Consider the following 13,501-nt stretch of genomic DNA (forward strand, 5'->3'; position numbering starts at 1 on the left):
CGTCGGGCGACGACGGCCGTCGTCGCGGATGTGCCGAGCCTGGAACACATTCCCCGCAGCGCCCGTCGGACAGCGGTCTAGACTGGCGGCATGTCAGAGAGTTCTCAGCCTGATTCGAGCATCGGTGTGCTCGTCGTCGAGGACGAGGCCGTGGCGGCCCGCGCTCACGCGAAGTACATCGAGCGCATCGACGGCTACCACGTCGCCGGGGTCGCGAAGAACGCGACGCAGGCGATGGCGGCGCTGACCGGCAAGATCCTCGGCCTCGACCCCGACGGCATCGATCTCGTCCTCCTCGACATGAACCTCCCCGACGGTCACGGCCTCCAGGTCTGCCGGGCGATCCGCGGGCAGCGCGTCGACGTCGACATCATCGCGGTCACCGCCGCCCGCGACATGCAGATCGTCCAGGAGGCGCTGTCCTACGGGGTCGCGCAGTACATCATCAAGCCCTTCACGTTCCCCGTCTTCAAGTCGAAGCTCGACGCGTACTCCTCGTATCGCTTCCGCCTCGGCGCGGACTGTCCCGACGGCGAGGTGACGCAGAACGAGGTCGACACCGCGATCGCGGCCCTGCGCACGCACACCGTGACCGCGACCCCGAAGGGGGTTCCCGACGGGGTGCAGGGGGAGGTCAGGGGAGTGCTCACGGACAAGCCGGGGCAGTCCGCCGCCGAGGTGGCCACGAGCCTCGGCGTCTCCCGGGTCACCGCGCGTCGCTACCTCGAGGCGATGGCCGATGCGGGCATGCTCGAGCGCCGTCCCCGCTACGGCTCCGCCGGGCGCCCCGTCCTCGAATACACCGTCGTCGAACAGGAGTGAACCGGGACGTCCGCGGCCCGTGCGTCTGGGCGGCGGGCTCACCCCAGGGTGCGCAGGTGCTCGATCGCGAGCCGCGCGCAGTAGCCGATCGACGCATCGAGCTCCGGTTGGGAGAACGTCGCGATCGATGACCGGGTGAACACGGCGATGCTGTAGGCGGAGCCGTCGCTGTCGACGACGACCCCGGCCTCGTGCCGGAAGTTGAGGAACGTGCCCGTCTTCCCGTAGTACTGGACGGCATCCATCGGGAAGCCGGCGGCGATGCGATGGCGGAAGATCTGCTTCTGCAGCAGGCGCCGCAGCGTCGCCGACCCCTCGGGTCCGAGCAGCCGCCCGGTGTGGATGAGTTCGAAGAGCTTCGCGGTGGCGCGCACGGTGCCGGTGTTGAATGCCGAATCGGGCAGCTGCGGAACCCGCCCGGAGCGGGCGTCGGCGGCCGCGACGGCCAGGGCCTGCGCCTCATCGCCGGCGGCCACCTCGGCGAGGACGTCGTAGAGGTGGGACATCGGTGAGGTCACTTCGAACGACCGGATCCCGCCGCGGTGGAGCACGGTCATGATCCGGTCGGGTCCGACGAGGTCGAAGAGCGTGTCCGCGGCGGCGTTGTCGCTCACCGACAGGGCCATCGCGGCGAGGTCGCGGACGCTCATCTCGACGGGGTCGAGGAGTCCCGCGATCCCCGTCCCGCCCGGGGTCGAGTGCGCCGGATCGACGAGGAGGCGCTGCGTGAGGTCGACGGCGCCGTCGGCGGCCGCGTCGAGGAGACCGGCGATGACGGCGACCTTGCCCACCGAGGCGAGCGGAATCCGCGCCGATTCCCGGATGCCCAGCGACCGGTGCGTGCCGAGGTGCTCCGCAAAGAGGAAGCCCTGCGCACCGAGGCCGGTCCACACTCCGTTGATCTCGTCGATGACGGTCGTCGCGCTCACGGTCGGAACAGCCTCTCATCGGCGTAGCGGCCGTCCCCGTCGGGGACCACCGCGTGCGTACGGTGGGGACGGGCCCCGAGGATCTCCGCGATCGCCGCTCTCAGCGCAGGGGCGGACTCCATGAGTCCGGCGAGATCGCAGCTCTCCGACCCGACGACCTCGACGCGGCGGGCGAGTTCGACATCCCGGAGACTCCGGTGGGGAAGGCTGTGGGTGCGGGCCGTCTGCGGCGTGCACAGGAGCACCGACTCATGGGCGAAGACGTGGGTGACCGCGTCGAACTCGGAGTCGGCGACCCGCAGCTGCCCGAGGTGGATGCCGCGGGCGACGAGCGGGGTGAGCAGCCCGGAGTCGTGGAGGAGCCCGGCGTCCTCGGGCAGGAGGGTCACCGACTCCCGCTCTGCATGCCGGCCGAAGCCCATGCCCGGCGGCATGCCCCGCAGGTCCGCGGCGCTGATGCTCGAGGGTTCGGAGTGCGGGGCGAACCTCGGCGAGGCGGCGACGAGGTCGACGACGAGGTCGCTGACCTGACGCCGCCGTGACGTCGTCGCCGGTGCCCCGAGTCCGCGCACGTCGAGGCCCGCGTCGATCTCCCCGGCGCCGATGAGGTCATCGAGGTCCGCGGCCTCCGCCGGCGTGAAGCGCGGGGGAGCGCCGGCAAGGCGCAGCTCGCGGGTGGCGGCGATGAGGACGGCGGGGTCGAGCTGCCCGCTCACCCCGATGACGAGCCCCCGATCGCGACGGCCGGCGGTCTCGGCGAGCCCGTCGATGCGGCGGAGGATCTCGAGGACGTCGGGCAGCACCGCGCGGCCGGCGGCGGTGAGCCGGATCCGCCGTGAACTGCGATCGAAGAGGCGGACGCCGAGGTGCTTCTCGAGCTCGGCGACACCGCGGGAGATCGGCGGCTGCGCGAGCGAGAGCTCGTCGGCGGCCCGCGTGAAGCTCTCATGTTCGGCGACGGCGCGGAACATTTCGAGGCTCTTGAGGAGGTTCATCGACCCGATTCCACCTGGACGTATATCAGAAAGTGCATAGTTCGAACTCCATGTGATATTGGACATGCGAAGATGCTCCTGCCGACGATAGCACCATGAAGACCCGTTCTCGTCGGATCATCGGCGCCGCCGTCGTGCTCGTCCTCATCGGCATCGGCCTGCTCGCGCTGCGCACCCTGCCCGTCCTCCCCTCGAGCGCGGCCGAGGAGATCGCCGCCGATCTCACCTCCGGCAGTCTCGAGTCCCCGGTCTGGTCGACCGCGGATGCGCAGCAGAGCTTCGACGCGATCGTCGCTGACCTCGCCGAGGCGGTGCCCACCCGTCGTGTCGCCGTGGACTCCGTCGACGGCGGGGTGAGCTCGGCGACGGCGACGCTGCGCTGGGAGTGGGCCGTGCCGACAGGGAGCTCCGATGGTCCCTGGTCGTACACCACCGAGGTGCCGTTGCGCCGCAGCGGTGCGACCTGGACTGCCGACTTCGCCGAGAGCGTCGTCCACCCCGACCTGCAGGCAGGCCAGGTCCTCGCAGTGACGCGGACGCCGGGGACTCGGGGTCGCATCCTCGGGCAGGGCGACGAGGTCCTCGTCTCCGACGGGGAGGTCGTCGATGTCGGACTCCAGCCGAGCAGACTCGACGATGAGACAGCGACGCTCGACCAGCTCAAGAGGTCCCTCGACGTCGATCCCGACGAGCTCGCCGACCGCGTGAAGGCGGCCGACCCTGACGCCTTCGTCCCCGTCATCACTCTGCGTCGGGATGACTACGAACTCGTCAAGGGCGCGATCTTCGACCTGCCGGGCACGGTGTTCCGGACCCGCATGCAGCCGCTGTCGCGGACGAAGGACTTCGCCGCAGCGACCCTCGGCAGCACCACCCTGGCCGGCCCCGATGAGGTCGCCGCCGAACCCGAAGTGCTGACGCCCGAGTCCTACGTCGGCACGAGCGGCATCCAGCTCCTCTACGACCGGACGCTGCGGCCCACCCCCGGGCTCACGGTGCTGACACGCCCCGCCCCGGGCCAGGCATCCGACGCCGGTGCGGGGACCACCTCGGCGCCGGTGCATGAGGTCGCCGGCACCGACGGTGCGGATGTCGAGACGACGATCGACGTCGCCGTGCAGACGGCCGCTGACGAGGCCGCGAAGACGGGGACGAAGCCCACCGCGATCGTCGCGATGCGCCCGAGCGACGGCTCCGTGCTCGCGGTCGCCAACGCCGATCCGAAGGGTGCGGCCTGGGATCGGGCGCTGACCGGACAGTACCCGCCGGGGTCGGTCTTCAAGGTCGTCTCCGCCTCGGCGATGGTCGGCACCGGCATCGCCCCGGACGCGACGCTCAGCTGCCCGAAGACGACGACGGTCGAGGGCAAGCGCTTCAAGAACGCCGAAGACCACGTCCTCGGCGACGTCGACTTCACCGAGAGCTTCGCCCAGTCGTGCAACACCGCCTTCGTCGACTCCGCGCCCGACGTCACCCCGGCGGCGCTGAGCGAGACAGCGCTGGCGCTGGGCATGGGCGAGGTCGACATCGGCACGGACTCGTACATGGCCTCGGTTCCCGAGGTCGACGACACCGTCGAGCACGCGGCGGCGATGATCGGGCAGGGCAAGGTGCTCGCCACCCCGCTGGCGGTGGCGACGATGGCCGCGAGCGTGGCCGCCGGCGGCACCGTCCAACCCCTCCTCGTCCTGCCCGACCGCAGGGACGGCGATGTCCCCGCCCCTGACCTGAAGGCACTCGCCGAGGTGAAGGCGATGATGCGTCAGACCGTGACCGGCGGCACCGCCTCGGCGCTCGCTGACGTCCCCGGCGGGCCCGTGTACGGCAAGACCGGCACCGCGGAGTACGGCACCGACGTGCCGCCGCGCACCCATTCGTGGTTCGCCGGATTCCAGGGCGACGTGGCGGTCGCCGTGCTCGTCGAGGACGGCGGATTCGGCGCCGAGGCGGCTGTGCCCGTCGCCGACCGCTTCTTCACGGAGCTCAACTCATGAGGACGTGACCCGGGGCAGCCCATCGCTCTGGATCGCCGCAGGCGCACCAGAACTGCCTCCAGGACACCCGACGCGCTCACGGCGCACCACAGAAGACCGCACCACAGAAGACGGCGCACCACAGAGGACGGCGCACCACAGAGGACAAGGAGAGAGATGTCTCACGCACACACGCCGCTGCCGACCGCGGCAGACGGCCGCAGGGAGCAGCGACCATGGAGCCCACGCGAACTCCGCGAGCGCCCCCGGCCTCCGGTCCGGCGTCGCTCGATGGCTGCGGTTGCCTGCGCGGCAGGACTCGCGCTGCTCACCGGGTGCACCGGATCCGGGACCACCTCGGCGTCCGACGAGGCGTCGGCCGGCTCCACGACGGCGGCAGCGGCACCGACCGCAGGGGGCGAATCGACTGCGACCACGTCTCCGGGAGACGACGCTGCGGACTCCGCCTTCACGCAGCTCGAAGACGACTTCGATGCCCGGGTCGGCGTCTACGCCGTCGATCTCGACACGGGCCGGGAGGTCGCCTGGCGCGGCGATGAGAGGTTCGCGTACGCGTCGACGATCAAGGCGATGGCCTCGGCGGCGCTGCTCGACGAGGTGGGGACGGACGGCCTGTCGAAGGACGTGGCGATCTCACGCGACGACATCGTCAGCCATTCGCCGGTGACCGAGACGAAAGTCGGGGGCACGATGACGCTCGCCGAGCTCTGCGAGGCCGCGATGACGCAGAGCGACAACGGCGCGGCGAACCTCATCTTCGCCGAGCTCGGGGGACCGGCATCCTTGGATTCCCGCCTCGACGACCTCGGCGACACCGGGACCACGGTCTCCCGCACCGAACCCGGGCTCAACGAAGCGAAGCCCGGGGATCCGCGCGACACGACGACCCCACGCGCCTCGGCGGACAATCTCCGCGAATACGTCTTCGGGGGAGTGCTCAGCGACGACGAGGCGACGACCCTGACCGACTGGATGAAGGCGACCCAGACCGGGGACACCCTCATCCGCGCCGACCTGCCCGAGGACTGGACCGTCGGAGACAAATCCGGCACCGGGTCCTACGGGTCCCGGAATGACCTCGGCATCGTCTGGCCGGGCGACGGCGGGCCGATCGTCATCTCCGTCCTGTCGTCGAAGGATGAGAAGGACGCCGAGGCGGACGACCGTCTCATCGCCCGCGCCGCAGCCGCCGCCGTCGACGCGATCCGGTGAGTCGGCGGGCACCGCGACGACCGCGCGCTCGCTCGGCAGGGGCACCGCCGGACTGTCCGGCGACTGTGCTGCAGGCGCTCTCGGACAAGGAGAACCGCCTCGGTGCTGGGCCGCTGACCATGGACGACAGTGAAAAAATGCGCGGAAGCCTCCCCTGTGTCCGGGTCAGCTGATAGTCTCAAGCGCGGATCACCTGTAAGGGAAACTTGCCGGCGAGCAACCACCCTGAGTGCACCTTTCCCATGAGCGAACGGAATCAGCGATGTCCGAGTTCGAATCTGAGTCACGCCCCGGCACCGGACAGGAGTCCGGCACTCCCGAGAAGGAGCGCGGACGCCGACGGTCGATGCTCGTCGCCGCCTTCGGCACCGTCGTCGAATGGTACGACTTCTCGATCTTCTTCTACGTCGCGACGACGCTGACGACGGAGTTCTTCGGCGGGCAGGCCGATTCGCTGCTGCTCACCCTCGGCGTCGGCGCCGCCGGCTTCCTCTTCCGACCCCTCGGCGCGATGGTCTTCGGCCACCTCGGCGACCGCGTCGGGCGGAAGCAGGCACTCGTCGTCTCCGCCGTCCTCATGGCCGTCTCGATGCTCGGCATCGCCGTCATGCCCGACTACAACACGATCGGCATCTGGGCGGGCGTGGGCCTCGTCTTCTTCCGCTGCCTCTCCGGCTTCTCCGTCGGCGCCGAGTACACCGGCATCATGGTCTTCCTCATGGAATCGGCCAAGCCCGGCAAGCGCGGCGTCGCCGCGTCCTGGGCGGCGGCGAACAGCGAGGTCGGTGCGCTGCTGGCCGTCGGATCCGGGGCGCTGCTGGCCAACACCCTGTCCACCGAGGCGATGGAGACGTGGGGCTGGCGCGTGCTCTTCGTCCTCGGCGCGGTGCTCGCCGCACTCATGGTGCCGCTGCGCCGGATGATGGTCGAGACGGACACCTTCAAGCGCCTCCAGCAGGCGGAGAAGAAGGACGTCGCCCTCCAGCGGTCACCGCTCATCACCGCGCTCGTCGAACAGCCGCGCGCGATCCTCGTCGCGTTCCTCATCTCCTCGATCGGCTCGGTGAGCTACTTCCTCAACATCACCTACGTCCCCACCTACATCGAAGAGGTGGCGCAGGTGCCGAACTCGGGATCGCTGGCGCTCGGCACCGTCGCCGCGGTCGTCGCGATCGTCGTCACCCCGTTCTTCGGCGTCGCCTCCGACAGGTTCGGACGCAAGATCGCGCTGGCCGGGCTCATGGTCGTCTTCGTCTTCACGACGATTCCCGCCTATGTGCTGCTGAGCAACGACTCGGCGGCCATCGCGATCGGCGGCGCGGCGTTCCTCGCGATTCCCGCCGCCGGCTGGAGCGCGGTGGCCGCGGCGATGATCCCCGAGCAGTTCACCGGGACCAGCCGCTTCTCCGGCATGGCGATCGGCTACAACGTCGCCACCGTGCTCTTCGGCGGGCTCTCCCCGCTCATAGCGACCGCGCTGATGAGCTCGACCGGCATCACGCTGGCCCCGGCGATCTACGCGACGGTCGTCGTCATCGTCGCCGGTGTCCCGGCGCTGCTGCTGGCCCGCAGCATGGGGAACAAGACGCTCGCCGAGGTCGACGCCGACCGCCACCTCGTCCCGGCATAGGACCGGTCGAGGTGGCGTCAGGGGCCTCGCCGCCGAGGTGAGGCGCCCCGGTAATCGGGCCTGGGCCTCGACCTGCGGCCGGCGAGTCACTGCGCGGCGGCCGTGGCCGGCGCACCCTCCTCGGGAGCGCGGTTCCGCTGCCGGCGGCTGAGCACCGTGAGCAGGCCGAGGACGAGTGCCGAGGCCAGGGCCGACCCGCCGAAGAGGAGGAAGTTCATCGACGGTGCGACCCCCTGCATCCCGAGGAGGATGCCCGAGACCTGCGGGGCGAGCACCGCTCCGATGCGACCGACGCCGAGCGCCCAGCCCAGGGCCGTGCCGCGCAGATTCTCCGGGTAGTGTGACGCGATCGCCCCGATGATGAGCGACTGCGTGCCGTGGGTGCCGATGCCGGCGAGGACGAGCGCGATGTAGATCGCCGCCGTCGCCGTCGTTCCGCTCATCAGGGAGACGAGCGCGACCCCGGCGACACCCGCGGCGACGGTCGCCGTCGGCAGGATGCCGAACCGGTCCCCGGCCCATGCGGTGAGCACGGATCCGACGACGGCACCGAGGTTGAGGGCGAGGGTGAAGGCGAGGGCCGGACCGAGGTCGGCCCCGGAATCGCGCATGATCTTCGGCAGCTGCGTGCCGAGGCCGTACCACGCGAAGAGCGTGAAGAGGGTGGTGAGGGCGAAGAGGATGGAGAAGGTCAGCCAATGCGGACCGAGCAGGGTGCTGAACCCGGCCTTCTCCCGGCCGGCAGATCCCCGGTCCGCCACCGGCGTGCGCACGGTCGAGGTCTCCGGCAGCACCTTCCATGCGACGGCGAGCAGGACGAAGGACACGATGGTGATCCAGAACATCGACCGCCATCCGAAGGCCGGGATGAGAGCGAGTCCGGTCAGTGCCGCGATCGCACCGCCGATCGGCACTCCCGACATCATGAGGGTCGCCATCGAGCCGCGCCAGCGCGGCGGGACGAGCTCAGCGGTGAGCGCATTGGCCGACGGCACGAGTCCGCCGAGCCCGAGCCCGGCGATGAGGCGCAGCGCCCCGAAGACGCCGGGGTTCGGGGCGACGGCGCACAGCACGGTCGCGACGGCGAAGACGATGACGCACACGAGGATCGTCTGTCGCCTGCCCAGGGCATCGGCGAGACGACCGGCGACGACGGCGCCGATCATCATGCCGAGGAACGCCAGCGATCCGAGGGTGCCGGCCGACCCCGGCGTCAGCCCCCAATCGGTGGTTTCGATGAGTGAGTTCTGCACGGCGCCGTAGACGATGAGGTCGTACCCGTCCATGACGATGAGAAGCCAGCAGATGATGACAGCTGCCCAGCGGTGCGCTTCACTGCGCACCGGGGCCTTGAGCGTGGTCTCGGTCATGGGTGACACCGTAAGGAGCGTGTGAATCCGATCACGAGACAATTCTGCTCTGCGGAATCTGTGAGTCGGTTACGGTTGGGCTATGCCGCAGCACTTCAGCATCGTCAAACGCCCTGACCATGCCATCGAATCCGTCGACAACGCTCTGCTGCTCATCGATCTGCTGCGCCGTCATCCGCAGGAGGGCGTGCGGGTCGCCGATGTCGCCGACTACCTCGGGGTCGCGCCCTCGAGTGCGCACCGGCTGCTCTCGACCCTGCTCTACCGCGGGTTCGTCACTCGAGGCGCCGCCCGCCAGTACCGGGCGGGACCGGCGCTCGGCGTCGCCGATTCGCAGGGCACCCAATCCGTGCCCGGTCCCGTCCTCGACGTCCTCGCGCAGCTGAGTGCTGACACCGGGGAGACCGTCTCTCTGCTGCGTCGCCGCGGGGTGAGCGTCGAGTTCCTCACGACGGTCGAATCCCGGCAGCGTCTGCGCGTGGGGGAGCGGACCGGGACCGTGCTGCCGGCACGGCTGACCTCGGGTGGCAAGGCTCTGCTCGCCGCCCTCGACGATGCATCGATCCGCTCGCTCTACGCCGGGGGACGGACCCCGGCCGAACGGCTCGCCGCCCATGATCTCGTCAAGCTGCTCGCGGAGATGACGGACGTGCGCCGCGTCGGCTATGCCCTCAACCTCCGCCAGACCGAGGCCGACATCAGCGCCCTCGGGATCGCCGTGCCCCGTGCCGGAGGTCTGCCGCCGCAGAGCGCGGTGGCGCTCAGCGCGCCCGCGGTGCGGACGAAGCAGCTGATCTCGGAGTCCTCGATCGACCTCGTGCGCCGCGCCTGCGCCGATCTTGCCCGCATCGCGGCGGAGATCGACACCCCGGAGTCGGGGGGCACAGCAGAGAACGACTGACCCGCGCGCTCGGTCTCGCCGCGGTGATCGAGGCGAGACCGGACTCCCTTCGGGGTCGCGGGCGCGTTCCGGTCGGGCCCTCTCCGGTTTCGCCGGCTTCTCTCGCGCGCGGTTGCGCGTGGCGATCATCGGTCGCGAGCGCATTCCGCGCCGGACAGAGCGAGGGTCGGCCCCAGACTAAGCGGCAGGGCGGGATGTGCCGTCGCCGCTCCGAGCGGCTCGCCGGCGACCAGCGAACTCGCGTCGCATCTGTGCGAACCCGGCTGCCATCGCGACGATTCCGAAGACGATGAAGACCGTGCGAACCCATCCGTCGGAATCGGTGAACAGCTGGTTCGGCAGCACGAACAGGAAGGTCGCGCCGACGAAATACCAGACGGCTGTCGACCTCTGATCAGTGTGACCCTTCTTGCTCATCGGGAAATCCTTCCACTCGTTCCTCGAGAGCCGCAGCTCCGCCGAGCCCGTGGCGCTCTGCCCGGCAGTTCCTTCGGCCCTGGTGTCTCTTCGAGTCTAGGAAGGACGCCGATGGGTCCACATCCCCCTCGCGGGGGAAATCGGCGTCCGTCGCGCGACCGAAATCCGCGATCGCACCTGCATCCTCGCGCTCGCGCCGTGATCGCCCTGCCGTCTCTCCGTCGCCGCATGAGTTCCAGAGTTCCAGGAAAGGCCCATCAACTCCAGGACGAAATGGTCAGATTTGAGCGCCGAAAACCGGACCAGATCGACCTGAAGTCCTGCCGCCGTGACGTCGGCACGCCCGCGTCACGTCGCCACCGCCTCGGCGCTCCCGGCAGATTCCGTCCAGCGGAATTTGCTCCCGTCCGGCCCCTGACGATCGATAGCCTCGGCGCAGAATCAGCACTGTGGCCGAGGAGGTCCCGATGACGCGCCCTGCACCGACGATGACGAACCCCGATCCCACCGCGGAGGAAGCCGCGGAACTCGACGCGATGTACCAGACGATGGCCGCGGAGAACATGATCCCGCTGTGGACGCAGCTCGACGAGCTCATGCCGCCGACCCCCGCCTCGGCGGCGGTGCCGCACCTCTGGCAGTGGAAGACGCTGCTGCCGCTGGCCGAACGCGCCGGCGACCTCGTGCCCGTCGGCCGCGGAGGGGAGCGCCGCGCGATCGCGCTGGCCAACCCCGGCCTCGGCGGGGCACCGTTCGCGACGCCGACGCTGTGGGCGGCGATCCAGTACCTCGGCGGGCATGAGGTCGCCCCTGAGCACCGGCACTCGCAGAACGCGTTCCGCTTCGTCGTCGAAGGGGAGGGCGTGTGGACGGTCGTCAACGGCGATCCCGTGCGGATGTCGCGCGGTGACTTCCTGCTCACCCCGGGCTGGAACTTCCACGGCCACCACAACGAGACCGATCAGCCGATGGCGTGGATCGACGGCCTCGACATTCCCTTCGTCCACTACGCCGACACGTCGTTCTTCGAGTTCGGCATCGACCGGGTCACCGACGAATCGACCCCGGACATCTCCCGATCCGAGCGGCTGTGGGGCCATCCGGGACTGCGGCCGCTCTCGGGACTGGCGAACACCGTGAGCTCGCCGATCGGCGCCTACCGCTGGGAGCACACGGATCGCGCGCTCACCGAACAGCTGCGACTCGAGGACGAGGGCTTCCCCGCGACCGTCGGCCAGGGCCATGCGGCGATCCGCTACGTCAACCCGACGACCGGCGGGGACGTCATGCCGACGATCCGCGCCGAATTCCACCGCCTCCGCGAAGGCACGAAGACCCCGGTGACCAGGCGCGTCGGCTCCGAAGTCGTCCAGGTCTTCGAAGGACGGGGACGCATCCTCGTCGACGATCGGACGTTCGCGGTGGAGAAGGGCGACCTCGTCGTCCTTCCCTCGTGGTCGGCCGTGAGCGTGGAGGCCGACACCGGCCTCGACCTCTTCGCGTTCAACGACCGCCCCATCATCGAAACCCTGAATTTCGCTCGCACCCACGTCGAAGGAGAACACCAGTGAGACTTGCCACCATCGCCACCGGATCCACCGCCCGCGGAACCGACCCCGCCTCTGCCGCCGCCGTGCTCAGCGGCGATGACTACCTCGTCATCGACGGCTTCACCGACGTCGGCGATCTGCTCGCCACCGAGAACTGGGAGGCCACCGTCGCCGAGGCGCTCGCGAACCCCGCCGCGACCGTGCCCGAAGCCGAGGCCGAGGTGCTCCAGCTCATCACGCGCCCGGGCAAGATCATCTGCGTGGGGCTCAACTACCGCAGCCACATCCTTGAGATGGGGCGCGACCTGCCCGCGTACCCGACGCTGTTCGCGAAGTTCGCCGAGACGCTGACCGGGCCCTACGCCGATGTGCCGTTCGCCCCGGAGGACCCCGAACTCGACTGGGAGGGCGAGCTCGTCGTCGTCATCGGCAAGCAGGTCCGCCGCGTCGACGAGACCGCGGCGGCCGCGGCGATCGCCGGCTACACGATCGCCAACGACATCTCGATGCGCGGCTGGCAGTTCCGGACGAAGGAATGGCTGCAGGGCAAGATGTGGGAGGACTCGACCCCGCTCGGTCCGGTGCTGACCACCGCTGACGACTTCGACCCCGCCGAGGCGGTGCTCACGACCACCGTCAACGGCGAGGTCATGCAGGAGCACGCGATCGGCGACCTCGTGTTCTCCCCGGCTCACCTCGTCTCCTACATCTCGACGATGATCACGCTCGAACCCGGCGACATCATCCTCACCGGCACTCCCGGCGGGGTCGGGCGGGCCCGTGACCCGCAGGTCTACCTGTCCGTCGGCGACGAGGTGGCCGTGTCGATCGACGGGATCGGCCAGATCGCCAACCGGATCGTCGACGCGGATGCCCCGGGCGTCGCCGGCGAATCCCGTCTCGCCACCGCAGGCAGCACGGCCGACGCAGGCTGAAGAGCCATGGTCGCCAGACACGATCTCACGACTGATCCCGAACTCCGGGACGAGCTGCTCACCGTCCGCCGCGGCACGGCGTTCTTCGCCCGGAAGGTCACCGAGCTCTCCGACGCCGACTTCGACGAGCCGAGCCTCCTGCCCGGCTGGTCGCGGCGCCACCTCCTCGCCCACGTCGGGTACAACGCCCGTGCCCTGACCCGCCTCGTCCAGTGGGCGAACACGGGCGTCGAGACCCCGATGTACGACTCGCCCGCCGCCCGCGATGCCGAGATCGACTTCGGCGCGACCCTGCCCGTGCGCGCACTGCGCCACCTCAACGACCACGCCGCCATCAGCCTCGACGTCGAATGGCGCGACAGCCCGGATGCGGCGTGGGAGGCGACGGTGCGCACCGCGCAGGGACGGGAGGTCCCGGCCCGGGAGACCGTGTGGATGCGCACCCGGGAGGTCTGGCTCCATGCCATCGACCTCGCCAACGGCGCCCGCTTCTCCGACGTCCCCGAACCCGTGCTCGCCCGCCTGCTGCGCGACATCACGGGCACCTGGCGGGCCCGCGGCACCGATGTGGGCCTCGTCGTCGCGGTCGACGGGTGGGACGACCGCCTCGGCGACATCGAGTCCGAGGACCCGGCGATCGTCAGCGGGGAACTGCCGGACCTCGTCCGCTGGGCATCGGGCCGCGGTGACACCGGAGTGACGGCATCGACGGGAGAGATCACGCCGGCGCCGAGGTGGCTGTAGCC

At 70.1% G+C, this 13,501-nt stretch carries 12 protein-coding genes; 8 read left to right on the forward strand and 4 right to left on the reverse strand.

Features of this window, described 5'->3' with window-relative positions; genetic code table 11:
- Positions 1–90 precede the first annotated feature (90 nt).
- Positions 91–822, forward strand: a complete 732-nt coding sequence (locus tag ACFQ91_RS12750; RefSeq protein ID WP_198499966.1) for a response regulator — start codon at positions 91–93, stop codon at positions 820–822.
- Positions 823–860: 38 nt separating this feature from the next.
- Here ACFQ91_RS12750 and ACFQ91_RS12755 read toward each other — a convergent pair whose 3' ends face one another.
- Both ACFQ91_RS12755 and ACFQ91_RS12760 read right to left on the reverse strand, forming a co-directional pair.
- Positions 861–1,751, reverse strand: a complete 891-nt coding sequence (locus ACFQ91_RS12755; RefSeq protein WP_198499965.1) for a serine hydrolase — start codon at positions 1,749–1,751, stop codon at positions 861–863.
- Positions 1,748–2,746 carry a LysR family transcriptional regulator gene (locus ACFQ91_RS12760; RefSeq protein ID WP_198499964.1) on the reverse strand — a complete coding sequence of 333 codons (999 nt, stop codon included), beginning with the start codon at positions 2,744–2,746 and terminating at the stop codon, positions 1,748–1,750. The genes ACFQ91_RS12755 and ACFQ91_RS12760 overlap by 4 nt, the downstream gene beginning before the upstream one ends.
- A gap of 95 nt (positions 2,747–2,841) precedes the next feature.
- Here ACFQ91_RS12760 and ACFQ91_RS12765 point away from each other — a divergent pair, with 95 nt between their 5' ends.
- From ACFQ91_RS12765 to ACFQ91_RS12775, 3 genes are all read left to right on the forward strand, one after another.
- On the forward strand, positions 2,842–4,740 hold the full coding sequence (locus ACFQ91_RS12765) for a penicillin-binding transpeptidase domain-containing protein (RefSeq protein ID WP_198499963.1): 1,899 nt from the start codon (positions 2,842–2,844) through the stop codon (positions 4,738–4,740).
- A gap of 270 nt (positions 4,741–5,010) precedes the next feature.
- Entirely contained in the window at positions 5,011–5,952 is a 942-nt protein-coding gene (bla, locus tag ACFQ91_RS12770; RefSeq protein WP_198499962.1) for a class A beta-lactamase, read from the forward strand.
- A 262-nt stretch (positions 5,953–6,214) separates the two neighbouring features.
- Complete coding sequence (locus ACFQ91_RS12775) at positions 6,215–7,582, forward strand: MFS transporter (RefSeq protein WP_198499961.1); 1,368 nt, start codon at positions 6,215–6,217, stop codon at positions 7,580–7,582.
- An 86-nt stretch (positions 7,583–7,668) separates the two neighbouring features.
- On the opposite strand, the gene ACFQ91_RS12780 is transcribed toward ACFQ91_RS12775, so the two are convergent.
- Complete coding sequence (locus ACFQ91_RS12780) at positions 7,669–8,952, reverse strand: aromatic acid/H+ symport family MFS transporter (protein WP_198499960.1); 1,284 nt, start codon at positions 8,950–8,952, stop codon at positions 7,669–7,671.
- Positions 8,953–9,034: 82 nt separating this feature from the next.
- Between ACFQ91_RS12780 and ACFQ91_RS12785 the strand changes: the two genes are divergently transcribed.
- Positions 9,035–9,853, forward strand: a complete 819-nt coding sequence (locus tag ACFQ91_RS12785; RefSeq protein ID WP_198499959.1) for an IclR family transcriptional regulator — start codon at positions 9,035–9,037, stop codon at positions 9,851–9,853.
- A gap of 177 nt (positions 9,854–10,030) precedes the next feature.
- On the opposite strand, the gene ACFQ91_RS12790 is transcribed toward ACFQ91_RS12785, so the two are convergent.
- Positions 10,031–10,270: a hypothetical protein gene (locus tag ACFQ91_RS12790; protein ID WP_198499958.1), complete on the reverse strand. Its 240-nt coding sequence runs from the start codon at positions 10,268–10,270 to the stop codon at positions 10,031–10,033.
- A 467-nt stretch (positions 10,271–10,737) separates the two neighbouring features.
- On the opposite strand from ACFQ91_RS12790, the gene ACFQ91_RS12795 reads away from it, so the two are divergent.
- Genes ACFQ91_RS12795 through ACFQ91_RS12805 form a run of 3 tightly spaced genes read left to right on the forward strand, consistent with a single transcriptional unit; the run spans position 10,738 to position 13,499 of the window.
- Positions 10,738–11,841: a cupin domain-containing protein gene (locus ACFQ91_RS12795; protein ID WP_198499957.1), complete on the forward strand. Its 1,104-nt coding sequence runs from the start codon at positions 10,738–10,740 to the stop codon at positions 11,839–11,841.
- On the forward strand, positions 11,838–12,755 hold the full coding sequence (locus tag ACFQ91_RS12800; protein WP_198499956.1) for a fumarylacetoacetate hydrolase family protein: 918 nt from the start codon (positions 11,838–11,840) through the stop codon (positions 12,753–12,755). Before ACFQ91_RS12795 ends, ACFQ91_RS12800 begins: the two co-directional genes overlap by 4 nt.
- 6 nt (positions 12,756–12,761) lie before the next feature.
- Complete coding sequence (locus tag ACFQ91_RS12805) at positions 12,762–13,499, forward strand: maleylpyruvate isomerase family mycothiol-dependent enzyme (RefSeq protein WP_198499955.1); 738 nt, start codon at positions 12,762–12,764, stop codon at positions 13,497–13,499.
- Positions 13,500–13,501: the final 2 nt, after the last annotated feature.

The sequence above is a fragment of the Brevibacterium sp. NPDC056726 genome, assembly GCF_042790515.1.
In the GTDB taxonomy this organism is placed as follows: Bacteria; Actinomycetota; Actinomycetes; order Actinomycetales; family Brevibacteriaceae; genus Brevibacterium; species Brevibacterium sanguinis.